The following is a 21641-nucleotide window of genomic DNA, read 5'->3' as shown; positions in this document are numbered from 1 at the left end:
TGAATAGGCTTTTGGACTGGGTTTACTGAATCCTCGACGATAAACTCGGTTTAGAAGAATAAGAAAGAAAGAGGAGAATACATGTTAACGAAAGAAAAGATTGCTGAAATCACAAAAGAGTTTGGACGTAAAGAAGGGGACACCGGTTCTGTAGAGGTTCAAGTCGCTTTATTAACCAATCAAATTAATGCTTTGACAGAACATATGAAGGTAAACAAGAAGGATTATTCTTCTAACCGTGGTCTTTTAAAGATGGTTGGTCGTCGTAAAAATATGTTGGAATACTTAAAGAAGAACGATGTAAACCGTTATCGTGATTTAGTGAAGGCTTTAGGCTTAAGAAAATAATTTCAAAAAATGTCATTTTGAAGTGAACCTGAAAAGTTGGACAACAACTCAGTAGGTTCATTTTTTTATGGAATGAATGGTTTTCACTTTATTTCTATGGTGGTTTTTTTGTGCTTTCTGATACCCTGTCCTATAATAAAATTATGAAAATGATTGAATTAAAAGAGGTTAAGAAGACTTATACCATGGGAGAAGTAAAAATTCCTGCTTTAGCTGGCATTAACTTTTCAATTGAAGAAGGCAAAGTGGCGGTTATTGTCGGCAATAGTGGAGCGGGAAAATCGACCATATTAAATATTCTTGGCGGGATGGATCAGGTAAGTTCGGGAGAAGTATATGTTCGTAATCAATCCATTCATAAGATGGATGAAAAAGAGTTAACTGATTATCGCCGTTTGCAAGTTGGTTTTGTATTTCAATTTTATAATTTGATTGGTAATTTGACAGCTTTAGAAAATATTGAATTAGCCTCGGAAATATCAACGCATCCTTTGAAGGCGGAAGAAATATTGGACTTGGTGGGTTTGAAAGATCGGAAAGGACACTTTCCGGCACAATTATCCGGTGGTGAGCAACAACGGGTTGCCATTGCAAGGGCTATTGTTAAAAATCCGGATTTGTTATTGTGTGATGAACCGACGGGAGCGTTGGACGATAAGACAGGAAAACAAATTCTGCAATTATTGCAGGATATGTCCCGCCAATTTCATAAAACAGTCATCATCATCACTCATAATCAAGCCATTTGTCCAATGGCGGATATTGTGATTCGGGTAAAAGACGGCTTGATTCAATCTTATACAGAAAACACACATCCACTGTCTGTGGAGGAAATTGAATGGTAAAAGATAAAACCTTTTGGAAATCATTAGGACGCCTAATTTGTAAGACGAAAGGGCGTTATATCAACCTCGTTGCTATTGTAGCGATAGGGGTAGCTTTCTTCGTGGGTGTTTCTTCTTCGGCCGGTATTATGGCTCATTCGGTTTCTTTGTATAATCAAAAGTACAACTTAAAACAGGCAACTATCTATTCCAATTATGGTTTTGAACAAGAAGACTTAGATAAAATTGCTCGTCAAAAAGAAGTTCAAAAAAGTGAAGCGGCTTATTTTGAAGATGCTCAGGTGATGAGTTCTCATACGACGAGAATCACTCGTATTCATTCTTATCATCCGAAAAAAACAATCAATCGTTTTGCTTTGGTAGAAGGTCGCTTGCCTAAGAATGATCAAGAAATACTGGCAGAAAAGGGCTCTGGTATTATGCCCGGATTTTCTTTGGGAGATGTTTTAACGATCAAAAAGAAAGATTCTATTTTGAAAAAACGTCGTTTTAAGGTGGTCGGTTTGGTCAATACACCTTTATATCTGAATCAAACCAAAGAAAATTCCACTTTGCAAAATCAGGCTATTTCGACTTATCTTTATTTACCGGAAGAAGGATTTAAAGCAAATCGCTATCGTGAAGTCAATCTATTATTTAAAGGAAACTTTGGAGCAGATGAGTTTTCCAAAGAGTACCAAGATCAATTAAAGAAAATTCAGGAAAGCTTAAAACCAAAACTCATGGAGTTAGGTAAAGAAGAAGGTCAGCGTGTAAAAGATAAAGCACTACAAGATTATCAATCAGGATGGGATAACTATCAAAGAGAATGGGCAAAATTTTCTAAAAGGAAAATGGAAGTTCAGCAGAAGTTACAAACATCAAGGCAGGTATTGATTCAGAAGGAAAAAGAATTAAGAAAAGGAAAGTCTTTGTTAGATAAAGGTAAGCAAGAGTTATCTAGTAACGAAAATCTTTTTCAACAATCTGAGAAATCGGTCAAGGATCAAATTCAGGCTTCTTATCAAAAAATTGAAGAACAGAAGGCTTCTTTAAATGCCCAATTCCAATCTTTATCACAACAAAAATATGCTTTATTGACACAAAAAGATTTTTTAGAAAAGCAAAAAAATCAACTGGAATCATTAAAGCCGGTCTTGGAAAAATTGGTGACTTTAGAACAATTAATTGCATTGATTTCTTCTGAACAGGCCATTTGGGGAAGTTATCCGGATGAAACGGCTGTCTATACGATTCCGGGGATTCATAGTGAGCGTTATGGTTTCGATGTGCAAAAAAATGTAGCGGCTTTACGAATTTATTTATCCGGGTTGATTCAGCAAGATCAGAAAGCTTTACAAGGATTAAAAACACTGAAGGGAAATAATGCTAGTGAGAAAAAAGAAAGTCTGAAACAAGCCATTGATCAAACTGAACAAGGATTGAGTCGAGTGAAAGATGGTTTAAAGAAAGTTGCTCAAGGTATAAAACAGATACAAATAGGTCAGCAAGCCTTAGAACAAGTTTTCCAACAAATTCAAAAAAAAGAAAAAAAGATAATAGCCCAGCTTGACTTGAGAAGAAGACAATTGGAAGATGCTAAAAAAGTTTTACAACAAAAGGAAAATGAATGGAAGCGCGGTTATGAAAAACTTCGATTCGGTCAGAAACAACTCCAGTTAGTTGAAAAAGATAGCTATGAAAAGGTCAATGAAGGAGAGAGAAAACTAAAAGAAGTCAGGTATCAATTAATAGAAGCTAAAAAAGAAATTGATCAGCTGGAAAATGGAGAATGGACGTATTTAGACCGTCTTCGTCATTATGCTTCCGCTACATTTCAAAATACGGTGGATCAAATGAAAGCCATTGCTCGTATCTTCCCTGTTTTCTTTGTTTTAGTGGCGATGCTGGTTTGTTTGACAACAATGACGCGTTTAGTGGAAGAAGATCGAAGTGAACTGGGAATTTTTCGAGCTCTTGGCTATCAACGTAAACAATTGCTTCAGAAGTACGCTTGTTATTCATTAAGTGCAACGGGACTAGGATTGGTTTTGGGTGTTTTGTTGGGCATGCTTAGTTTTCCATTGATTATTTATGAAGCTTGGAAAATGATGTTTATTCTTCCTTCCTTACAAATGGAAATTCCATGGATGTTTATCGTTTGGACATTGATTGGTTTTTTGCTTGTGATGTACTTAACCACTTGGATGGCGATTCATAAGGATACTAAAGAAGTGCCGGCTTCATTAATGCGTCCAAAGGCACCGAAGGTTGGAAAAATCATTTTATTGGAAAGAATTTCTTGTCTTTGGAGACGATTTAGTTTTTTACATAAAGTGACTTTTCGTAATCTTATTCGCTACAAGAAACGATTCTTTATGACGATAATTGGTATAGCAGGGTGTTCTGCTTTGATGGTGATGGGTTTTGGGATTCGGGATTCGATTACTTCTTTAGTTCATCTTCAATTTACAAAAATTCTTCATTATGATGGTATTGTTGAAGCAAAAGGTCAGATATCTAATTTAAAGAAAGACTTAGAAAAAAATCGAGATATAGATTATGTGAAAGAGGGACTTTATTACACCACTAATCTGAGTTTTAACCAACAGGAGAAAAGTGTTAGTTTATTCTCGGGATCCAACTTATCATCTTTATATCAACTAGAAGATTTGCATAAACAAAAAATATCTTTTGAACAAGATGGTGTGATTATAAGCGAGAAAGTAGCGGAACAATTTCATATTCAAGAAGGAGATATTATCGCAATTGAAAATCAAGTGGGTAAAAAGTTTTCCGTACCTGTTCGAAAGATTGCGGTTTATTATACGCAAAATGCGGTTTGGATGAATCCAAGGACTTATCAAAAAATCTTCCAAGAGAAACTGGTTGAAAATAGTATCTTTGTAAAGGTTAAGGATAACGTTTCAATCGCTCATTTAGAAAAAAAGATCCTAGCCAGAACAGATGTGAAAAAAATTGAGTTTTTTAGACCACTGATTGAAAATTTTAATCAAATGATTCAGGGGTTAAATGCTATTGTTTGGGTTTTAATTGTGTCTTCTATGTTGCTGGCTTTTGTGGTCTTGCAAAATTTAATTAGTTTAAATATTTCAGAAAGAATGCGAGAAATTGCGACTTTAAAAGTACTGGGTTTTCGGAAAAGAGAAATTGAACGCTACGTTTTCCAAGAAAATATTTTATTGACGGGATTAGCCTCTTTTGTGGGACTTCCTATAGGGGTGGTATTGCATCGGATTATTATGACAACCATTCAAGTTGAAAACTTGGTTTTTCCAATATGGATTCAATGGCCCAGTTTCGTATATTCTTTCCTATGGACCACTTTATTTGGTTTATTAGTGACTAAGTGGATGAAACGGTATATTCATCGTATTGACATGGTGGAAAGCTTGAAGAGTTTGGAATGAATGACATGGATGGTTTAGAATATCAAGATGAATGTTTTTATGCAGATGGAGCGAGTGATGTTAGAAAGATGTTTGACTTTTTCTGCGGTTTAGGAGAAGAGTCAAATACACATGAAATCATTTACTGAAAAGATTGTTTATGGTGGAATATGTAAAAACAAGCAAGGGTTATATGAAGAAAAAAGAAGGCTGATACGATTTTAAAAGGCAAATCTAACATAATAAAAAAGAAAGGAGATTCTGATTAAACGAGTCTTTGGAGGGATGTTTATAAATGAAAGTGTACCAATGAAGGGCACTTTTTAGGGAAAGTATGAAAATAGGGCTGGTTGTGGTACTATTACAGTAATTGAAAAATGGAGAAAAGATGGAAAAGTTTAAGAAAAGTTGGTCTTTTTTTGGAAAGACAATTACAGTAGAAAATGGTGAAATTGCTAAACAAGCGGGTGGATCTGTCGTTGTTCGCTATAACGATACAACGATTCTTTCCACAGCAACCGCTAGTTCTCAAGCAAAGGATACGGATTTTTTCCCGTTAACAGTTTTATATCAGGAAAAAATGTATGCGGCAGGTAAGATTCCTGGCGGTTTCTTAAGAAGAGAAGGTCGACCAAGTGAACATGCAACATTAACAGCGCGTCTGATTGATCGTCCTATTCGTCCGTTGTTTGCGGAAGGGTTCCGTAATGAAGTGCAAGTGGTGAATACGGTCTTATCCAATGATCCGGATGCCAGTAGTGAAATGGCTTCGTTATTTGGTTCTTCTTTAGCTCTTTGCATATCGGATATTCCTTTTAATGGGCCAGTAGCTGGGGTTCAAGTGGTTCGTGTCAATGGTGAGTTTTTAATTAATCCTAGTGTAGAAGAGAATGCCAAAGGAGATCTTCACTTGACAGTGGCAGGTACAAAACAAGCTATCAACATGGTGGAAGCCGGAGCAAAAGAGGTTTCGGAAGAAACGATGTTGGCTGCTTTGCAATTTGGTCATGAAGCGATTCAGAAGCTTTGTGAAATTCAAGAAGAAGTGATTGCAAGCTGTGCTAAGGAAAAGATGGAAGTGACTCTTTACGAGATTGATTCAAAGATTAAGGCGTATATTGATGAAAAGGGTGCAAAACGGATTCGAGAAGCCGTTTCCATTAAAGCTAAGTTAGAACGTTATGCCACTATTGATGCTCTTATTGAAGAAATGGTTCAAGGGGTCTCTGAGTGGGCATATGAATCAGAAGCGGATCAAAATAAAGCGATGAAACAAGCTCGTGAGTATGGTGTTGAAATTGAAGCAAATGAAGTTCGCCGCCTGATTTCACAAGATAAGATTCGGCCGGATGGCAGGGCTTTAGATGAGTTACGTTCGTTGGATAGTCAAGTCGATTTATTGCCTCGTGTACATGGTTCTGCTTTATTTACCCGTGGGGAAACTCAAGTTCTTTCGGTGACAACACTAGGTCCCTTAAGTGATGCTCAAATGATGGATGATTTAGGCATGGAAGAAGAAAAAAGATTTATGCACCAATATAACTTTCCACCATTTTCTGTGGGAGAAGTGGGTCGTATGGGTTCTCCTGGTCGTCGTGAAATCGGTCATGGTGCTTTAGGAGAAAGAGCTTTAGCACAAGTGTTACCAAGTGAGGAGGAATTTCCTTATGCTATTCGTACTTCTGCGGAAGTTTTGGAATCCAATGGATCTTCTTCACAAGCCTCTATTTGTGCTGGGACCATGTCTTTAATGGCGGCTGGTGTCCCTATTAAAGCCATGGTTGCCGGTGTCGCAATGGGTCTAATCACAGTCGGAGATACTTACTCCGTATTGACGGATATTCAAGGTATGGAAGACCATTATGGCGATATGGACTTTAAGGTAGCCGGTACACGAGAAGGGATTACTGCCTTACAAATGGATATTAAAGTAACAGGGATTTCACAAGATATTTTACGAGAGGCTTTAGCTCAAGCTCACAAGGGTCGTATGCAAATATTGGATAATATGGAAGCTTGTATTGCTGAACCTAGACCTGATGTATCAAAGTGGGCTCCTAAGATGGATCGTCTGATCATTCCTGTGGATAAGATCCGCATTGTGATTGGTAAGGGTGGTGAAATGATTGACAAGATCATTGAATCTTGTCAAGATGTCAAGATTGATATTGAAGATGATGGATCTTGTGTCATTTATCACATGGATCGAGAAATGATTGACAAAGCGAAAGAAATGATTGAAAACTTAATCAAAGAAGCCAAGGTTGGTGAAATATATGAGGCTTGTGTCACCGATGTGAGAGAAAGCTTTGCGTTTGTGAACTTATTTGGTAGTGTGGATGCTTTATTACATGTATCTCAATTATCTTGGGAACGGGTTGAAAACATTAAGGATAAAGTTCGTGTGGGTGATCATATTCGGGTGAAAGTCATTCAAGTGGATGAAACCGGCAAAGTGAAGGTTTCTGCTAAAGAGCTTTTGGAAAAGCCCGAAGGGTATGTGGAAACACCACGTAAGTCTTTTAAACCTCAAAAAATAGAGGGTGAAACGCGTGTCTTTAGAAAGAAGAAAGAAGAGAAGGCTTAACCTTCTCTTTTATTAGGAATGATGATATGGCAAGAATGAGAACCAAAAAATGGGCTATTCCCTGGATTGAAGACCATCCGGATCTGATTTTACAAGATCCTGAGTTTTTAAAAGGAAATTGGAAGCGAAAACTTCATGGTAAAAAACTTCATTTAGAAATTGGAACAGGGAAGGGAAACTATTTGAATCAAATGGCAGCTTTATATCCTGAAGACGCATGGGTTGGGATTGAAAAAGAAGCGCCAGCTATTGCGATGGCAGCCCGATATAGTTATGAAGAAAATTCGGAATCTTTTTATAATAAAATTTTTGTCTTAGGCGATGCTGATCAAGTTCTAAAGTGGTTTGAAGCTAAAGAAATTCACTATTTACACTTGAATTTTTCCGATCCTTGGCCAAAAAAATATACGCACAAACGAAGATTAAGTTCTCAAAAGTTTTTAGAACGTTATCGGGTGATTTTAGCGGATGATGGTGAAATAATTATGAAAACTGATAATAAAGGTCTATTTGAAGACAGTTTAGTTTATTTTAATGCAGCCGGCTTTAGATTAGTAGAGGTTTCTGTAGATTACCGAAGAAAGGAACATCCGGAAGATGCCATTACAGAATATGAACGACGCTTTATGGATCTGGGACAACCAATTTATCGCTGTGTTGTTCAAAAAATACGGTAAAATAGAAGTATGAAAAAAATAATCCTGCTTTTTATGGCTTGCATGATGGCGGCTTGTTCTTCGGACATCCATTTAAGCCGGGATATACCTTCCTTAACAAGCTCAGGTAGTAATGTTTTTCGAAGTTCCTATCATTTTTATATTCCCAGTTCGATTGGGCGTTTTGAATCAACGGATTATAGCTATGTTTTAGATCATCAAGGAACCAAGTTTCAAATGACATTAAATCTTTCATCCATTTTATTTGAGCATCCAAAATCATGGATTAAAAAGCCCAATTTTGAAGGAAATTATATGGATGTCTATCATCGTCTACAAAGTTATCGTGTTTTTTATGAAGAACTGTCCAATAAAAAATATTATTTAGTATATGAAAGTCCTGCTTTTATTGGAACCAGTGTTTGTGAAAAGGTGGAATTAAAGGCGATTATAAAGGCCATGGTTCAAATTTCTCAAAGCTTACAAAAAGATGAAAATGCTTTACGAAAGAAATTGATCAAATCAAATCGAAAAAAATACATAGCCGACATTATTCCTCTTTTCGAAAAAAAATTACCGAAAGAAGGGCGTATTGAAGATTTATTTAGAAATGATTCAATTGAGGAAAAAGAAAAGAATATTGATCAACAGGAAGGAGATTGATTTTCTCTTTTACAAGTTTTTAAATATAGACTAGAATAATAAAGTACATAGGAAGGATTGAAGGATTCTATGATTAAGAAAATACAAAATTTATTGTTTGAAGATGAAATACCAGAAGAAACGGAAAAAGAGAGGGTTGAAAAAGAAGAAAAAGTAGTGGAAGAACCTGTGATACCTGTTGTTCCGGTAGAAGAAAAGGCAATCGATTCAGTACCAGAGGAAAAAGTAGTGGAAGCTCCTAAACCATCTTTTCCAAATATTACAATTGATGATGCTGGAAAGTCGAGTAGTTCTGTTGCTAAGCGTGTGAAAAAAGAAAGTCGTAAATCAGTTATGGCAAAATCCTTTGATTATCAATTTCAACCGGTGATTAGTCCTATTTTCGGAGCGGATGAAAAGGATGTTAATGCTTTGAAATCAACCACTTCAAAGTTAAATGAAAGAGAAAAAAAGAAACATATGGAAAATGTGACAACCATACTTTCGCCTATGTGGGGTACGGAAGAAAACAATCCTATTTACGATGTAAAGGAAGAAGTAAAAGAAGAATCTTCGGAAACGTTTATGAATGATGGGGTAATGGATGATGAAATCCCTGAATTTTCTTTAGATGACATTTTGAGTGCTCGTGATCAAGTTTATGGCAAAGCATCTAGTGAAGATACTATGTATGAAGCTGAAAATGATGGTTTTCCTCAACTGAATTTATTTGATGATGAATTAGAAGATGCAGAAGATTCAACCACTGTGATTGAAAAGACGAAGAAATAGAGGAGTGATCCTCTTTTTTTGATGTGGTTTTGAAAATGTTTTAATGATTTTCATTACATATAATTGAAAGTGTTTACAAGTCTTATTATAATGGTAATTAGAGGTAAGCTATATGGATGCATTATTAAATGATTTACAACTGGTATGCGCAAAATTACTACCGATTTTAGGAGTTGTGGTTTTGTTGTTTCTCTGTATGGTTTTAAAGCGATTGATTACCTTATTAGAATCTATCAATAAAACGGTGATTCAATTGGAACCGACGATGAAGTTGGTAGATAAAAGTCTTGAAAAAGCACAAGCTCCTTTGGATACCACGGTGAAATATTGTAAAAGTTTAGATTCCATTCATGATAAAGTTTCTTCAGCGATATCAAAGGCAAGCAAAACAGTCAGTGATAATTTAAAAAAGAAAAAAGAGGAGGTAAATTCAAATGACCAACAAGAATGAAAACTATGATGATTCCTTTGAAAATATTGAGAAAACAGTGGAAGATTTAAAAAAGAAATTACAGAAATTAGAAGAGGAAGAAGTGGAAAGTGTGATGGAAGAGGCCCCTAAAGAGGATTCTTTTGTGGATGAATTGAAGCAAAGCACAAAGGATCTCAAAGAAGAAGCTATCAATCAAGTCGAAGATTTAGGTGAAAAAATCGAAGACCATGACCAAACTCAAAAGGTTCTATCTTATGTGAAAGAACATGCTCGTAAGAGCCAACAGCGTTTATCAAATGATCAGAAGGAAGTACAATCTTGCGAACGATGGGAAAATTTATCTTTGAAAGTCAAAGAAGGAAAAGAACAATTTGAGAAAACGATTTTACCGAAAGTTCAAGAAGGGGTTCAATTAGCCGTGGATAAGACAAAAGAATTTATCCAGAGTGATTTTGTTCAAGATGGAATAGCTAAAGCCAAGGAAACCGGAGAAATGATTTGGCATAAAGTTCAGGATAAAATGAATGAAAAGAAATAGGAGCTGGAAATGAAACGTGTAACAATTTATGATGTCGCTCGTGAAGCGAACGTGTCTTTAGCAACGGTGTCTCGTGTTATCAATGGATCAAATGTCGTAAAAGCACCAACTCGTGAAAGAGTTGAAAATGCGGTTGAAAAGTTAGGGTATAAACCAAATGCGATAGCACAAGGATTGGCTTTACAAAAAACAACCACCATTGGCTTGGTGGTTCCGGAAGCTTCGTTTACGTATACGGGTCAGATTATCAATGGTTTAATTGATGTGGCTAAAATTTATAATTACAACATTATGTTACATACAATCACTGAGGGCATTACGGATTTGAATTCTGTGGTGGAAGATATCATTAAATCTCATGTGGATGGAGTGGTGATCTTTGATGATAAATTAAGAGCGAATGATATGGCTACTTTGAATCGTTATAATATCCCTGTTGTTGTAATTGGCAATAAGATTGAAGCTAAGGATGTTTGTTCGGTTTATGTCAATATCGAAAAGGCCATCTATGAATTAGTCATGAAATATTTGGAAGAAGGTAAGGATAAGATTGCTATTTTAGAAGATCGTAAGAACCCACAACAATATCAGTATATTTTAAAAGGGGCTAAAAAAGCTTATGAATCAAAAGGCAAAGAATTCAAAGGACAGTTGAATCTTCCGACAGGGACAAGAACTTCTTATGGATTCTTAAAAGATTGGTTAAAAACGCACCGCTATGATTTGATGGTCGGCTATCGGGATTCACAAGCTATGGCTATTATCAATGCAGCCAGAGAAAATGATATTTCTGTTCCGGAAGAGATGGAAGTGGTTTGTGTGTTAGATACTAAATACAATACTATTATGCGTCCACAAGTGTCTTCTTTTTCCATTCCGTCTTATGATTTAGGGGCTGTGTCCATGCGTATGATGACAAAAATGTTACAAAAAGATGAAAATGAAGATCGCGAAGATTCAATTGAATTGAGTTATTTATTCACTTCTCGTCAATCTACGAAGGAATAGGCATTGAAAAGAAATCTTTGCTTTGTTAGAATGTCTTAAAGCGTTGAAAAGAAGAAGTACCATCTGAAAGAACGGTAGAGAGAGCTTGTTTGGTGAAAAAGCTTGTTTGGAAAGATCGGAAATACACCTTGGAGCTGTTTGTCTCAAAAGGCAGACCGTGACCTTGCGTTAAAGGGGATAGAGGGCATAGGGAAGTCTATGAACTAAGGTGGTACCGCGCAAAGAGCGTCCTTAGATAGAAAGGGCGCTTTTTATGTGCCTTGAAAGGAGAAATATGAATTTTTTAGAAGAGTTACAATGGCGAGGATTAGTCAAAGATTATACGGATTTAGAAGCTTTACAGAAACGATTAGAAAAGCCAACAACGGTTTACTGCGGATTTGACCCAACAGCCGATTCTTTGCACGTGGGTCATCTTCAACAAATCATGCTGTTGCGTCGTTATCAAAAAGTGGGTCATCGTGTCTTAGCTTTAGCAGGTGGTTTTACGGGGATGATTGGCGATCCACGTCCGACCACTGAAAGAAAATTACTTCAACATGAAGAGGTTTTGCATAATGTAGAATGTATTAAGCACCAATTAGCAATGTTTATTGAGTTTAGTGGTGATAATGCGGCTGTGATGGTGAATAATAACGATTGGTTGGAAAAGATGACGACTTTAGATTTTTTGCGTGATTTTGGAAAACAATTCAATATTGCGTATATGTTGCAAAAAGACACAATCAAAAGAAGGGTAGATACGGGCTTATCTTATTTGGAGTTTTCATATACGATTCTACAAGCTATTGATTTTTATCATTTATTTAAGGAATATGATTGTCGGGTTCAGATTGGTGGTTCTGATCAATGGGGCAATTTAACTTCCGGTATGGATCTGATTAAGAAATTAGAGGGAAATCACACAGAAGTTTTTGGAATTACATCACCACTTATTACCAAAAGTGATGGTTCAAAATTCGGTAAGAGCGAAGGTAGGAACATTTGGTTGGATCCAAATCGCACCAGCGCCTATGAGTTTTATCAATTTTGGCTGAATACACCAGATGATTCTATCGTAGACTATTTGAAGCGATTGAGTTTAAAAACACCGGAAGAAATTGAACGATTAGCTCATTTAGTAGAAACAGAACCGGAAAGAAGAGAAGCCCAAAAAGCGTTGGCTTGTGAATTGACGACTTATGTGCATGGTCAAAAAGGGTTAGAGAAAGCTTTGCGTATTTCGGAAACTTTATTTTCCGGTGATTTTATGAGTTTAAGTCCGGCAGAATTAAAAGAGGGCCTAAGCGATGCTAAGAAAGTTTTGGTCGATAGTGGAATTGGTATTTTGGATGCTTTGGTTTTGGCAGGAGTCTGTCAGTCAAAATCAAACGCCAGACAGTTGATTCAACAAGGTTCGATTTCAATCAATGGTATTAAAATTCAAGCCATTGATGGTGTCTTAGTCAAAGAAGAAGCTATTGATCAGGAATTTATGATTTTGAAAAAAGGAAAAAGAATTATTATATTGTTGAATTTCAGTAGACTGTTAGAGGATAACAGATATGTGACAAAAAACTCAAAAATAGAAAGCCATCTGATGAGATGAGTTTAAGGACAAACCATAGTATCAGAAAAAAGGCTTTTTATGATGAGCATAACAGAGGAAATATAGAATATAAGGATATTAGGTAGGAGAATGAGAAGATGTTTAGATATTTTTGGATAGGATTTGAAAAGGTATGGGCAATTGATCTTTTTAAAAATGTGAATATTTTACTAATAGCCATGATAATACTGTTATGCCTTCGCAGAGGGTTTGCTGTTTGGAAAAGTGGAGGAAGTTTCTTTTTACCTTATCATATCGAAAATGGAAATCTTTATATTCATAATGCTATGTTTTTTGGCAAACGAATCATCCCGTTAAGAGAGATAAAGAGTATTGAAACTCACTATTTTCGCGGTAGGATAGGCAGGGGAAAAAGATATATTCTTCTGATTGAGAAAAAACATGGAAATGGAAAAAGAGCCACTGTGATGTTTGGAAAAACTAAGAAAACAGATCAATTGGTGAGCAATCTCCAGAAAGAAACAAAGAAGTACGGTATTAAAATTCATAAAGGGTTGTGGATGATATGACATAAGACTTTGTGAACGGTTTGAGTAAACAGAGAGTTTACTGTTTGCCATCTGATGATACAAATGGTTTGTTCTATGCCAAAATCGGATGGTTTTCGTCGCATATGTTTGATCATCCTAGAATTATATGGTTGAATTTAAGTAGACCAATGCGATCATTGGTCTTTTTTAAGGTATAATTTTATATATGCGTAAAAAGATAAGCTGGTTGGTTGGCTTGATGCTCATTAGTTGTTTACAAGCTTGCTATAAAGATGAAACAACAAATTTAAAGATGGAGTCTTATAAACTTCATTACAACATGGTGGAAAGTCATACAAACTTTAAACAAAAATCAACTTTTTTTTCAATTTCCAGTGAAATGGTGAAGAAGAATCATGGTTATGTTTATTATATTTTTATAGATCAAGCCAAAGTGGAAATGAATCAAGTGGTGGTGATGGTGGTAGAGAATGATATACCATATCAACAAAATCCCAAGATGATGCCAAGTTCCGGAATTTTTGATCGGCCAAGTTCTTTAATTCCTCATCAGATTAATAAAGAACGGGGTTATGTAAAGGGAATTGTTCTTTCCGGGGAATCGAAAGAGAAAAAAATAAAAGTTGAAGTTTTGGTGGAATTTAAAGATCATTCCGGTGAAGTTCAAAGAGAATTTATTCATCTAGATATTCAATGAGGAGTTTGAGAATGAGTGAAAAAATGAAAAAGGAAGTCGGTCAGTCGTTTTTGGCTGGTTCTCTAACTTCCACGGCGGGTATTTTTATCGCTAAGTTGATAGGCCTGTTTTACATTATTCCTTTTAAAGAAATTGTGGGCCAACAGAATATGGTATTCTTTTCGGCTTCTTATGATTATTATGCTTTATTATTACAGATTTCCGGTTCCGGTATTCCTTTCGCTATTGCAGCGTTAGTGGCGAAGTATTATGCCAAAGAAGATTATAAGACCGTTTTGTTAGTTCGCCGATTAGGAACGGGAATTCTGATGACTTCTGGCTTTGTGATGGCGATGTTTTTCTTGTTGATGTCCGGACCTTTAGCTTCCCGAGCCTTGGGAGGACACAATCTGAGTGCGTGGGAATTGGGTACCATGCAAAATGTTTTTGCTTTATTGGCGTTGGCGTTATTTATCGTTCCTATTTTATATAGCTATCGTGGATATTATCAAGGTTTAAAAGAAATGAGAGCCTATGCTGGATCACAAGTGTTGGAACAGGTAGGAAGGGTTGCGTTTATTTTGGTAGCTTCCATGATAGGGGTCTATGTTTTTAAAATGCATCCAAGCTTTGGAGCTTATGCGTCGGTGATTGGAACGAGCTTAGGGGCTATTTTAGCTATTTTCTATTTTGCTTATTTTGATACTAAAAGAAATAAAAAATTGGTTCGATTAGCGAAAAAACAGAAAAGAGAAGCCGTTTCATATCAGATTGTTTTAAAAGAATTTTTGATGTATGCGATTCCGTTTTTTGTGACAGCTATTTTGGGAAATTCGCAAATTCTGGTGAATACCAATTTGTTTGTATCTGTGAATCAAAGTTTGGGAATGAATCATCATACAGCCACATTAATTTATTCGATTATTCAAACGAACTGTGATAAGTTAACCTCTATTCCACAAGTGGTAGCTAGTGGCTTTAGTGCCGGTATCATTCCTTTTGTAACGGCAGCGTTAGAAAATCAAAATCTAAGAGAATTGCGTAAATATTTGATGGACGCCTTTGACGTAACGTTCTTTTTTGCGATTCCGGTAAGTTCTGTTTTATTCTTTCAATCACGGGCAGTCTATTACATTATGTATGGGGGAAGTGAATTGATGTATGGTCAAGTGGCTTTAAGGCAAGCTGGTATTTTGGCTTTTTCATCAACTTTGACACCTCTAATCACTTCTATTTTATTGACCATACGTTTCCGAAAGTCTTGTATTGGATATCTGGCCATTGGTTTTTTGGTGAAGTTGATTTCTTTTTACCCTTTTACAGCCTTATTTGGCTATTCTGGGGCGATTATTTCCAGTTATGTATCAGGTTTTACGATTTTCTTTTTGGCTTTTCATAAGATTTCTTCTTATTCCAACCTGCACTGGAAGATTTTATTGCGTCGTTTTATTAAAATTTTAGTGATTTCTATGATGATGAATCTTCCTTACTATGCGGTTCAAATGTTGGGAGTGGATTTTTCCCATTATTCAAGAGCTGTTTCTTTGATCTTATTTAGTGGGGTTTCTATCGTTGCTATCATGATCTATTTTGCTTTGACAGAATGGACAAGAATCTCTCAAGTAACATTTCATCGTTCCTTGAGGACGATTTTAAGTCGTATGATAAGGAGAGCTTAATGCGTTTGGATCGAGTTTTAGCGAATGCCAGTGTGGGTAGCCGAACACAAGTTAAAAATATGGTTAAAAATGGAAGAGTCAGTGTTAATGGGAAAATAGCATTAGCCTCTAGTATGATGGTGGATCCCAATCAAGATGTGATTCGAATTGATGATGAAATACTTCAATACGCAAAGTATCAATACTTGATGTTATATAAACCGGCTGGCTATATCTCTGCAACGGAGGGAAGGTATGATCCGACGGTATTAGAATTGGTTCCGAATTATAAAGGACTATTTCCATGTGGTCGATTGGATAAAGACACAGAAGGTTTACTGTTGATGACGAATGATGGACGATTAGCTCATAATCTGCTTTCTCCTAAAAAGCATGTGGAAAAAGAATATTATGTGGAACATCAATTGCCATTGAGTCAAGAGGATGTACTTTGTATCGAACGGGGAATTAGGTATAAAAATATTACTTATAAAGGGGCTAAGCTCAAAATCTTAGATGATCTTCAATGCACCATTATCTTACAAGAAGGAAAATATCACGAGATCAAAAATATCTTTTTGGCCATTGACAATAAAGTTACTTATTTAAAACGAATTCGAATGAAAAATCTGATATTGGATGAAACATTAAAAAAAGGGGAATATCGCCCCTTGAGTGAAGAAGAAATTGGAGATTTAAAGCAGTTGTCGATCTAAGGAAACAGGTAGTACAAAACTACCTGTTTTTGCGTAGTCTTGTAAGAAAGAAATCACTTGATTGGTCAAGGTGTTAGGAGTACTGCTGCCACTGGTCACAGCGATTCTTTTTTTTTCGATAATTTCGTGTTCTTGTAAATCGTGTACTGAAGAAATCATTTTTACAAAGGAGATGCCTTTTTTTCTAGCAATGTTAACTAATTGGTTGCTGTTATTGGAACGAACATCGCCAACGACGTATAAAACATCAGTCTCTAAATTTAAAATAGCTTCTTGGCGTAAGCGGGTGGCTGGACATATTTCACGAACCACTTTGGCGTTTGGGTATTGCTTTAAACAGGCCGTAATTAAGTCTTGTAAGTCTAAAAGGGATAGGGTAGTTTGATTGGTGATGATGGGGTCTTGAAGGGGGAAGGATTGTAGAGTATTTAAGTCTTCAACACAAGAAACTAAATGAACACGAGAAGATAAACCGATAGTACCTTCTGCTTCAGGATGGTTTTTCTTACCTAAATAAATCACATCGCCAGGATGATTTCGAATCAATTCATGCGTTTTTAAAACATCGGGGCAGGTGGCATCTACAATCTGCAAGCCTTTTTCTTTGGCTTTTTCATAAACGGCAGGTGAAACACCATGAGCTGTAAAAACAACAATTCCTTCTTGGATTTTATCTAGTAAAGAAAGGCGATCTTGATGATGATCTTCAATGGTATGAATCCCGTTTTTGGCTAACTCATCTACCACGTGTTGGTTATGAACCAGCATACCTAAAATCGTCATTGTTGTGTGCGGGTATGTTTCTCTGGTTTTTTGAGCTAAACGAATGGCTCTTACGACACCATGGCAATAGCCCCTTGGTTGAACAGAAATAATTTCCATGCGTTATTCCTTTCTTATTTGGTGGGTTCCCTTTATACTTATTATAGGTGATTATATGAAAAAGTTTGAAGATTTACACATTCAAGAACCATTGAAACAATGGTTAAAAGATAAACATTTTAAAGAGATGACAGCGATTCAAGAAGAAATGATCCCTTTGATTATACAAGGAAAGGAGATGATCGGTTTATCGGAAACCGGATCCGGTAAAACGCATGCCTTCTTGGTACCTATTTTTGAAAAAATTGATGTCAGTCTTGATCAGGTGCAAGCTGTGGTGACAGCTCCGACAAGGGAATTGGCTTATCAAATTTATGAAATGGCTAAAGAAGTAGAAAATTATCTTCCTAAGATTCGAATCAGTGCTGTGGTTGGTGGCAAAGAAAGAGTAAGAGACAGCAAGAAATTTCAACATCAACAGCCTCATGTAGTGATTGGTACACCAGGGCGTTTAAAAGATTTATTTTTAGAAGATCATTCCTTGCGTTTGGATAAAGCTAGAATTTTAGTAGTGGATGAGGCGGATATGACACTGGAATTTGGTTTTCTGGCGGATATTGACGCGATGGTTTCACGAATGGAAGACGTACAAATGTTGTCATTTTCAGCTACTTTGCCAAATCAATTGAAACCATTTATTAAAAAATATATGCGTCATCCAATGACGGTGGAAATTGGTAAGCGCCAATCGAATAATAAGAATATTGATCATGTGTTGATTCCATGTTATCACCGCAGTTATGCGGAAACTATTTTAAAGATTATGCCCGGATTCAATCCGTATGTTTGCTTAATTTTTGCGAATTCTCGTAAAGAAGCACATGAAATTTCACAAGAGTTGCGGGACCATGGTGTGAAGTTGACAGAATTACATGGTGATTTGAATTCTCGCCAACGGAAACAAGCCATGAAACAAATATCTCAATCTCAATATGAGTATGTGATTGCGACTGATTTGGCAGCACGTGGTATGGATATTGGGGAAGTTGGTTTTGTTATTTCATGTGGCTTTCCAAATGAGTTGGAATATTATATTCATCGTGCTGGCCGCACGGGAAGAGCTGGTGTTCAAGGAACTTGTTATGCCTTATATCATGAAAGTGATGATGAAGCCATTCGTTCTTTAATGAAACAGGGTATTTCATTTAAACATCGTCGTTATCATCGTCATAACTGGCAAGAACTTCGCCCATATGGGAAACGTCATTCTAAAAAAGATACAGAAATGCAGATTCAGATTTCTAAAATGATGACTAAGAAAAACACTAAGGTAAAACCCGGTTATAAGAAAAAAAGAGAAGCAGAAATTGATAAACTTTATCGTCAAAAAAGAAGAGACTTTATTCGTTCAAAGATTAAAGAAGAGAAAAAAGCCCGCTATAAACAAAGAGCTAAAGAATTAAAAGAAGGTAGTAAAAAAGCTTAGTTTGATTGACTAAGCTTTTCTTGTACTAATTTATTGATTTCTTCAATAAGGGTATCTCGAAGGACTTCTTGGGGAACTTTACGGATGACTTTTCCTTTGCGGAAGATAAGGCCGTGTTTGACACCACCTGCTACACCAATATCAGCTCTTGAGGCTTCTTGGATACCATTAACCGGACATCCCATAACAGCAACAGTGATATTGGAATGAAGGTCTTGAAGATAATCTTCCATTTCTTTTACCAGTGGTAACATATCATATTGGATACGACCACAAGTTGGACAAGCAATTAAATCAGGGACGTCTTCTATCAATTTAAAGCTCCTTAAGAGTTGTTTGCCAATATAAAGTTCTTCAACAGGAGCAGCAGAAACGGATATACGCATGGTATCACCGATTCCCTGATAGAGAAGAGCTCCTAAAGCAGCCGAGGATTTAATAGAAGAATCCCTAAATCCGCCTGCTTCTGTGACCCCCAAGTGCAATGGATAGGGGTATTTCTGGGAGGCTTTTTCATAGACTTCAATAGTTAAAGCTACATTGGAAGATTTAAACGATAAACAAATGTCTTCAAAACCCAGATCTTCTAGAATTTTGATATGTTTATCAGCACTTTCTAACATGGCATCGGCACAAGGACCGCCATACTTTACCAAGAGTTCTCTTTCAAGGGAGCCGGAGTTGATTCCAATACGAATGGGCACATTTCTTTTTTGACATTTTTTGACAACAGCTTCCACATTTTCTTTTCCGCCAATATTTCCTGGATTGATACGAATAGCATCAATTCCTAAGTCTAGACAAGTTAGGGCAAGTTTATGATTAAAGTGAATATCTGCGACTAAGGGAACGCTGGTTCGATTTTTGATTTCACCGATTTTTTCGGCATCTTTTTCATTTAAAACAGCTAAACGGACAATCTCACATCCAGCTTTGGCTAATTCATTGATTTGTTTGACACTGGCTTCTACATCATGAGTAGAAACATTTGTCATCGATTGTAAAACGCACCTATTTTGGCCGCCGATTTGTACGGATCCAACATAGATTGGTCTTGTTTCACTTCGTTTCATCTAGATCCTCCTCAAAAATATTTTTTCACTATTTCATTTATTTGTCCACTGATAGAAAACTATGATATAATCTTTTAGCAAAGACCAGGAGGTGGATCATGGCAAGAGAAAATGTTATCTTAGTCTGCACAGAATGTGGGGAAGAGGACTATATCACGACAAGAAATAAGCGCAAGCATCCTGAAAAGTTAGAAGTTATGAAATATAGCAAGCGTCTTAGAAAAATGACTCTACATAAGGAGAAGAAATAGTCATCGGACTATTTTTTTATTACGTCTATATGAAAGTGATTTGTTTAAATCAAGGAAAGTTTCAAGAGAATACTTATATTTGTTTGGAAGAAAAAGAAGCCTTAATCATTGATCCGGGAAATTCTTTTTCCGCCATTCAATCTTATTTGCTTGGTTTTCAAGTGGTCGGTATCTATTTAACACATGGGCATAGTGATCATACGGTTGCAGTAGATGATTTGATGGATGCTTATCCAAATACTCCATTGTATATGCATGAAGGTGATCGTGATTTGGTTGATCCAAATCTTTTGATTCCGTCAGGAGCGCCTATTTATCATCCTTTTTTAGCTGTTGAAGAAGGAATGATTCAAATAGGACATTTCCAAGCCGAAGTTTTGTATACACCAGGACATTCCATGGGCTCAACGTGCTTATTGTTGAAAGATTGCTTGTTTTCAGGAGATACCTTATTTAGAGGAACTATAGGACGAAGTGATTTATATGGCGGAAATGAAAGAGATTTGATGCAAAGCTTACAAAAATTAAAAAACTTAAATCCCGGGCTAAAAGTGTATCCGGGACATGATCAAGTGACTAGCTTGGCTTATGAGCTTCAAACCAATATTTTCTTAAGATGAGAAATCTCATCTTTTTTTATGGATGTTTCTTCTATTAGGGAATATAAGTGTGCATGGATATGAAGGAAAGATTAGAAGAGTGGTTAAAAGAAGCTCTATTTCGAAAAGCAAGTGATATTCACTTTATTAAACAAGATGGTAAAGTCATTCAGATGGAATTACGCACCATGCAGGGAATTGAGAAGGTACGAACAAGACCGGAGGATGAACGCTTGTTTCATTATTTGATGTATTTATCTAATTTAGATGTTTCAAGAGCTTATGTACCTCAAAGTGGTTCTTTCGAAATTCAAATCGGAGAACAGAACTTAAGTTGTCGCTTTGCTTTGATCCAAAGTCACCACAAGCAATCAGCGGTTTTAAGGATTCTTAATCAAAGTCATCACTTTTCCATTGAAGAATTGACTCCTTTTCAGAACAATCAAAGATGGATGAAGAAGATGATTCAAATGAAAAGTGGCTTTGTGTTATTCAGTGGCTTAACAGGAAGTGGGAAGACAACCACTATGTATAGTCTTTTACACCAAATTGAGGGAAAAAAGGTCTTTAGTTTGGAAGATCCTATTGAAGTTTATCAAGAGAATATGGTTCAGTTACAAGTATCTAAAGAACAGCTGAGTTATGAAGAAGGCATCAAACAGTTGCTTAGACATGATCCGGATATTATTCTCATTGGTGAAATTAGAGATAGTATTGCCGCAAAAATGGCGTATCGTTGTGCTTTAACCGGCCATTTGGTATTTAGTTCAATTCATTCTGCCAGTTCTTCTTTAGCCATCAGTCGAATGGTGGATTTAGGTGTTTCTTTAAATCAATTGAAAGAAGTGTTAGTGGGCATTTCTTATCAAGAGTTGATTGAAGAAGATGGTCATAAACAATCTGTTTATGAAATGATGGATGAAAAGGAGTTGAGGTATTATTTTCAAAATCAAAAACATTCCCCGGAATTTATCCCTTTGGAAAAGCAGATTAAACAATCGGAGGAAGTCTATTTCTTTTGA

The 21641-nt window shown here is 36.3% G+C and carries 22 protein-coding genes and 1 other annotated feature; of the genes, 20 read left to right on the top strand and 2 right to left on the bottom strand.

The window, feature by feature from the left end:
* Positions 1-81 precede the first annotated feature (81 nt).
* From rpsO to HMPREF9013_RS06555, 16 genes are all read left to right on the top strand, one after another.
* Positions 82-348: a 30S ribosomal protein S15 gene (gene rpsO, locus HMPREF9013_RS06625; RefSeq protein ID WP_006627614.1), complete on the top strand. Its 267-nt coding sequence runs from the start codon at positions 82-84 to the stop codon at positions 346-348.
* A gap of 140 nt (positions 349-488) precedes the next feature.
* Positions 489-1193, top strand: a complete 705-nt coding sequence (locus tag HMPREF9013_RS06620; protein ID WP_040333753.1) for an ABC transporter ATP-binding protein — start codon at positions 489-491, stop codon at positions 1191-1193.
* Positions 1187-4603 carry an FtsX-like permease family protein gene (locus HMPREF9013_RS06615; protein WP_006627612.1) on the top strand — a complete coding sequence of 1139 codons (3417 nt, stop codon included), beginning with the start codon at positions 1187-1189 and terminating at the stop codon, positions 4601-4603. The genes HMPREF9013_RS06620 and HMPREF9013_RS06615 overlap by 7 nt, the downstream gene beginning before the upstream one ends.
* Positions 4600-4731, top strand: a complete 132-nt coding sequence (locus HMPREF9013_RS07675) for a hypothetical protein (RefSeq protein ID WP_006627611.1) — start codon at positions 4600-4602, stop codon at positions 4729-4731. Before HMPREF9013_RS06615 ends, HMPREF9013_RS07675 begins: the two co-directional genes overlap by 4 nt.
* Before the next feature lie 239 nt (positions 4732-4970).
* The gene (gene pnp / locus HMPREF9013_RS06610) at positions 4971-7169 is read left to right on the top strand and encodes a polyribonucleotide nucleotidyltransferase (RefSeq protein ID WP_006627610.1); all 2199 of its coding nucleotides are present in this window, start codon (positions 4971-4973) and stop codon (positions 7167-7169) included.
* Between the two features lie 26 nt (positions 7170-7195).
* Positions 7196-7846 carry a tRNA (guanosine(46)-N7)-methyltransferase TrmB gene (trmB, locus tag HMPREF9013_RS06605; protein ID WP_006627609.1) on the top strand — a complete coding sequence of 217 codons (651 nt, stop codon included), beginning with the start codon at positions 7196-7198 and terminating at the stop codon, positions 7844-7846.
* 9 nt (positions 7847-7855) lie between these two features.
* The gene (locus tag HMPREF9013_RS06600; RefSeq protein ID WP_156780658.1) at positions 7856-8488 is read left to right on the top strand and encodes a hypothetical protein; all 633 of its coding nucleotides are present in this window, start codon (positions 7856-7858) and stop codon (positions 8486-8488) included.
* A gap of 69 nt (positions 8489-8557) precedes the next feature.
* Positions 8558-9259: a hypothetical protein gene (locus HMPREF9013_RS06595; RefSeq protein ID WP_006627607.1), complete on the top strand. Its 702-nt coding sequence runs from the start codon at positions 8558-8560 to the stop codon at positions 9257-9259.
* Positions 9260-9371: 112 nt separating this feature from the next.
* Positions 9372-9710: a hypothetical protein gene (locus HMPREF9013_RS06590; RefSeq protein WP_006627606.1), complete on the top strand. Its 339-nt coding sequence runs from the start codon at positions 9372-9374 to the stop codon at positions 9708-9710.
* Complete coding sequence (locus HMPREF9013_RS06585; RefSeq protein WP_006627605.1) at positions 9694-10230, top strand: hypothetical protein; 537 nt, start codon at positions 9694-9696, stop codon at positions 10228-10230. The genes HMPREF9013_RS06590 and HMPREF9013_RS06585 overlap by 17 nt, the downstream gene beginning before the upstream one ends.
* A 9-nt stretch (positions 10231-10239) precedes the next feature.
* Complete coding sequence (locus tag HMPREF9013_RS06580; RefSeq protein ID WP_006627604.1) at positions 10240-11238, top strand: LacI family DNA-binding transcriptional regulator; 999 nt, start codon at positions 10240-10242, stop codon at positions 11236-11238.
* Between the two features lie 34 nt (positions 11239-11272).
* Positions 11273-11474 (top strand) — a binding site (T-box leader).
* Between the two features lie 38 nt (positions 11475-11512).
* Complete coding sequence (gene tyrS, locus HMPREF9013_RS06575; RefSeq protein WP_006627603.1) at positions 11513-12826, top strand: tyrosine--tRNA ligase; 1314 nt, start codon at positions 11513-11515, stop codon at positions 12824-12826.
* Positions 12827-12924: 98 nt separating this feature from the next.
* A complete protein-coding gene (locus HMPREF9013_RS06570; protein ID WP_006627602.1) occupies positions 12925-13356 on the top strand; it encodes a hypothetical protein in 432 nt (143 codons plus the stop codon).
* 187 nt (positions 13357-13543) lie between these two features.
* Complete coding sequence (locus HMPREF9013_RS06565) at positions 13544-14035, top strand: hypothetical protein (RefSeq protein WP_006627601.1); 492 nt, start codon at positions 13544-13546, stop codon at positions 14033-14035.
* 11 nt (positions 14036-14046) lie between these two features.
* Entirely contained in the window at positions 14047-15693 is a 1647-nt protein-coding gene (locus HMPREF9013_RS06560; protein ID WP_006627600.1) for an oligosaccharide flippase family protein, read from the top strand.
* On the top strand, positions 15693-16388 hold the full coding sequence (locus tag HMPREF9013_RS06555; RefSeq protein ID WP_006627599.1) for a pseudouridine synthase: 696 nt from the start codon (positions 15693-15695) through the stop codon (positions 16386-16388). The genes HMPREF9013_RS06560 and HMPREF9013_RS06555 overlap by 1 nt, the downstream gene beginning before the upstream one ends.
* Here the strand turns inward: HMPREF9013_RS06555 and ispH are convergent.
* Positions 16368-17270 (bottom strand): 4-hydroxy-3-methylbut-2-enyl diphosphate reductase, encoded by a 903-nt coding sequence (ispH, locus tag HMPREF9013_RS06550; RefSeq protein WP_006627598.1) that lies wholly within the window; start codon positions 17268-17270, stop codon positions 16368-16370. The two genes, HMPREF9013_RS06555 and ispH, sit on opposite strands and share 21 nt — an antisense overlap.
* A 55-nt stretch (positions 17271-17325) precedes the next feature.
* Here ispH and HMPREF9013_RS06545 point away from each other — a divergent pair, with 55 nt between their 5' ends.
* Complete coding sequence (locus HMPREF9013_RS06545; protein WP_006627597.1) at positions 17326-18696, top strand: DEAD/DEAH box helicase; 1371 nt, start codon at positions 17326-17328, stop codon at positions 18694-18696.
* Here HMPREF9013_RS06545 and ispG read toward each other — a convergent pair.
* Positions 18693-19769 (bottom strand): flavodoxin-dependent (E)-4-hydroxy-3-methylbut-2-enyl-diphosphate synthase, encoded by a 1077-nt coding sequence (gene ispG, locus HMPREF9013_RS06540; protein WP_006627596.1) that lies wholly within the window; start codon positions 19767-19769, stop codon positions 18693-18695. The genes HMPREF9013_RS06545 and ispG overlap by 4 nt on opposite strands.
* 98 nt (positions 19770-19867) lie before the next feature.
* On the opposite strand from ispG, the gene rpmG reads away from it, so the two are divergent.
* The 3 genes from rpmG to HMPREF9013_RS06525 are packed head-to-tail and all read left to right on the top strand — an operon-like array spanning position 19868 to position 21641.
* Entirely contained in the window at positions 19868-20020 is a 153-nt protein-coding gene (gene rpmG / locus HMPREF9013_RS06535) for a 50S ribosomal protein L33 (protein ID WP_006627595.1), read from the top strand.
* A 29-nt stretch (positions 20021-20049) separates the two neighbouring features.
* The gene (locus HMPREF9013_RS06530) at positions 20050-20640 is read left to right on the top strand and encodes an MBL fold metallo-hydrolase (protein ID WP_006627594.1); all 591 of its coding nucleotides are present in this window, start codon (positions 20050-20052) and stop codon (positions 20638-20640) included.
* Positions 20641-20699: 59 nt separating this feature from the next.
* Complete coding sequence (locus HMPREF9013_RS06525) at positions 20700-21641, top strand: ATPase, T2SS/T4P/T4SS family (RefSeq protein ID WP_198002143.1); 942 nt, start codon at positions 20700-20702, stop codon at positions 21639-21641.

The organism is Bulleidia extructa W1219 (genome assembly GCF_000177375.1).
GTDB classification, from domain to species: domain Bacteria; phylum Bacillota_I; class Bacilli_A; order Erysipelotrichales; family Erysipelotrichaceae; genus Bulleidia; species Bulleidia extructa.
Note: the sequence above shows the minus strand (reverse complement) of the source record. Positions and strands in the feature narration are given on the sequence as shown.

Excerpts from the sequence above, each read along its gene's own strand:
- rpmG (WP_006627595.1), top strand. The coding sequence starts at position 19,868 with ATGGCAAGAGAAAATGTTATCTTAGTCTGCACAGAATGTGGGGAAGAG.
- HMPREF9013_RS06600 (WP_156780658.1), top strand. The coding sequence starts at position 7,856 with ATGAAAAAAATAATCCTGCTTTTTATGGCTTGCATGATGGCGGCTTGT.
- HMPREF9013_RS06530 (WP_006627594.1), top strand. The coding sequence starts at position 20,050 with ATGAAAGTGATTTGTTTAAATCAAGGAAAGTTTCAAGAGAATACTTAT.
- trmB (WP_006627609.1), top strand. The coding sequence starts at position 7,196 with ATGGCAAGAATGAGAACCAAAAAATGGGCTATTCCCTGGATTGAAGAC.
- HMPREF9013_RS06545 (WP_006627597.1), top strand. The coding sequence starts at position 17,326 with ATGAAAAAGTTTGAAGATTTACACATTCAAGAACCATTGAAACAATGG.
- HMPREF9013_RS07675 (WP_006627611.1), top strand. The coding sequence starts at position 4,600 with ATGAATGACATGGATGGTTTAGAATATCAAGATGAATGTTTTTATGCA.
- HMPREF9013_RS06560 (WP_006627600.1), top strand. The coding sequence starts at position 14,047 with ATGAGTGAAAAAATGAAAAAGGAAGTCGGTCAGTCGTTTTTGGCTGGT.
- HMPREF9013_RS06565 (WP_006627601.1), top strand. The coding sequence starts at position 13,544 with ATGCGTAAAAAGATAAGCTGGTTGGTTGGCTTGATGCTCATTAGTTGT.
- HMPREF9013_RS06595 (WP_006627607.1), top strand. The coding sequence starts at position 8,558 with ATGATTAAGAAAATACAAAATTTATTGTTTGAAGATGAAATACCAGAA.
- HMPREF9013_RS06570 (WP_006627602.1), top strand. The coding sequence starts at position 12,925 with ATGTTTAGATATTTTTGGATAGGATTTGAAAAGGTATGGGCAATTGAT.
- tyrS (WP_006627603.1), top strand. The coding sequence starts at position 11,513 with ATGAATTTTTTAGAAGAGTTACAATGGCGAGGATTAGTCAAAGATTAT.
- pnp (WP_006627610.1), top strand. The coding sequence starts at position 4,971 with ATGGAAAAGTTTAAGAAAAGTTGGTCTTTTTTTGGAAAGACAATTACA.
- HMPREF9013_RS06555 (WP_006627599.1), top strand. The coding sequence starts at position 15,693 with ATGCGTTTGGATCGAGTTTTAGCGAATGCCAGTGTGGGTAGCCGAACA.
- HMPREF9013_RS06525 (WP_198002143.1), top strand. The coding sequence starts at position 20,700 with ATGAAGGAAAGATTAGAAGAGTGGTTAAAAGAAGCTCTATTTCGAAAA.
- HMPREF9013_RS06615 (WP_006627612.1), top strand. The coding sequence starts at position 1,187 with ATGGTAAAAGATAAAACCTTTTGGAAATCATTAGGACGCCTAATTTGT.
- HMPREF9013_RS06590 (WP_006627606.1), top strand. The coding sequence starts at position 9,372 with ATGGATGCATTATTAAATGATTTACAACTGGTATGCGCAAAATTACTA.
- HMPREF9013_RS06580 (WP_006627604.1), top strand. The coding sequence starts at position 10,240 with ATGAAACGTGTAACAATTTATGATGTCGCTCGTGAAGCGAACGTGTCT.
- ispH (WP_006627598.1), bottom strand. The coding sequence starts at position 17,270 with ATGGAAATTATTTCTGTTCAACCAAGGGGCTATTGCCATGGTGTCGTA.
- ispG (WP_006627596.1), bottom strand. The coding sequence starts at position 19,769 with ATGAAACGAAGTGAAACAAGACCAATCTATGTTGGATCCGTACAAATC.
- rpsO (WP_006627614.1), top strand. The coding sequence starts at position 82 with ATGTTAACGAAAGAAAAGATTGCTGAAATCACAAAAGAGTTTGGACGT.
- HMPREF9013_RS06585 (WP_006627605.1), top strand. The coding sequence starts at position 9,694 with ATGACCAACAAGAATGAAAACTATGATGATTCCTTTGAAAATATTGAG.